The sequence below is a fragment of the Gordonia oleivorans genome, assembly GCF_040044975.1.
Lineage (GTDB): Bacteria > Actinomycetota > Actinomycetes > Mycobacteriales > Mycobacteriaceae > Gordonia > Gordonia oleivorans.
In genome coordinates this window covers 1-1,432 of record NZ_JBDZDI010000056.1, presented here as the reverse complement: position 1 = coordinate 1,432, position 1,432 = coordinate 1, and the positions used below count along the sequence as shown (strand labels likewise).

Here is a 1,432-nt window from a genome sequence, read left to right as displayed (position 1 = left end):
TACTACAGCCGTAGATCGCGGGTTGTGAGGTTGCGCGGCGTGTTTGCGCTGGTGGGAGCGGCTGCCGGGGCATGATTTGTGGTTTGTGAAGACAACAAAAACACCCGCGGCAGCCGCGGGTTTGAGGATAGATCATGACCGGTGGCGAGCGCAGTTGGACACGGTACTCGACACCATCGCACCACGGTTCGCCCGCTGCGAAGCAGCCCGCAACGCGGGCGCCTTCATCTTGGGGGTGCTCTCGGCGATCGAATCGAAGAACTGCTGGACCATGGCCGAGCTGGCCGGTCACGCCAGCCCGGACAAGTTGCAGCACTTGCTCTCCCGCGCGAAATGGGATGCCGAGCAGATCGGTGAGGACCTACGTGCCATGGTCGTTGACGCGTTCGCCGAACCTGATGCCATTCTTGTCGTCGATGAGACCGGTGACCTGAAGAAGGGCACCAAAACCGTAGGGGTGCAACGCCAGTACTCGGGCACAGCAGGACGGATCGAGAACTGCCAGGTCGCGGTGTACATGACCTACACCAGCTCGAAAGGTCACGCGCTGATCGACCGCGCGCTCTACATGCCACACAGCTGGCTGGCCGATCGTGACCGCTGCGCCGAGGCCGGAGTCCCTGACGACTGCGAGTTCGCGACCAAACCCCAGCTGGCCACCCGCATGATCCGCCGCGCCCTCGACGCTGATGTGCCGGTCGGTTGGGTCGCCGGCGACGAAGTGTACGGCGCCGACCCGGACCTGCGAGCCATGTTGCAGGACAGACAGATCGGATACGTCCTGGCCATCGGGTGTGACCGTCGCATCCCCACCCACGGCGGGGACCTGACCGCCGCCGACCTCGCGGCCACCGTACCCGAACAGTCCTGGCAGCGGCTGTCGGCCGGGACCGGCGCCAAAGGTGATCGCCTGTACTCGTGGGCGTGGATCAGCTCCACCGAAACCCCGACGGCCGGCGGAACCTGCTCGTTGCTGATCCGCCGCAACGACACCACCGGCGAGTTGGCGTACTACCGCTGCTACAGCCCGCGGCCAGTCTCCTTGGCGCAGTTGGTGGCCGTGGCCGGACGTCGCTGGACCGTGGAGGAATCCTTCCAGACCAGCAAAGGCTTGACCGGCCTCGACCAGCATCAGGTCCGCACCTGGACGTCCTGGCATCGCTGGACCATCCTGGTGATGCTCGCGCACGCCTTCCTGGCAATCACCACCGCCACCCAACGACACCGCGAACACACCAACCGCCAACTGATCCGATTGAGTATCAACGAATTTCGGCGTTTGTTCTGCGCACTCGTACTCACCCCACTGCACGCCGTCGACCGCATCCTCGACTGGACCCTGTGGCGCCGACGTCACCAGAAACGCGCCCAACAATGCCACCAAAACCGCAGGTCACAACAACAATAAACCCGATCTACGGCTGTAGTACTA

General features: G+C 63.9%; 1 protein-coding gene. It reads left to right on the top strand.

Features of this window, described 5'->3' with window-relative positions; all coding sequences use genetic code 11:
* Positions 1-154: 154 nt before the first annotated feature.
* Complete coding sequence (locus tag ABLE92_RS26090) at positions 155-1,408, top strand: IS701 family transposase (RefSeq protein ID WP_348807661.1); 1,254 nt, start codon at positions 155-157, stop codon at positions 1,406-1,408.
* Positions 1,409-1,432 lie beyond the last annotated feature (24 nt).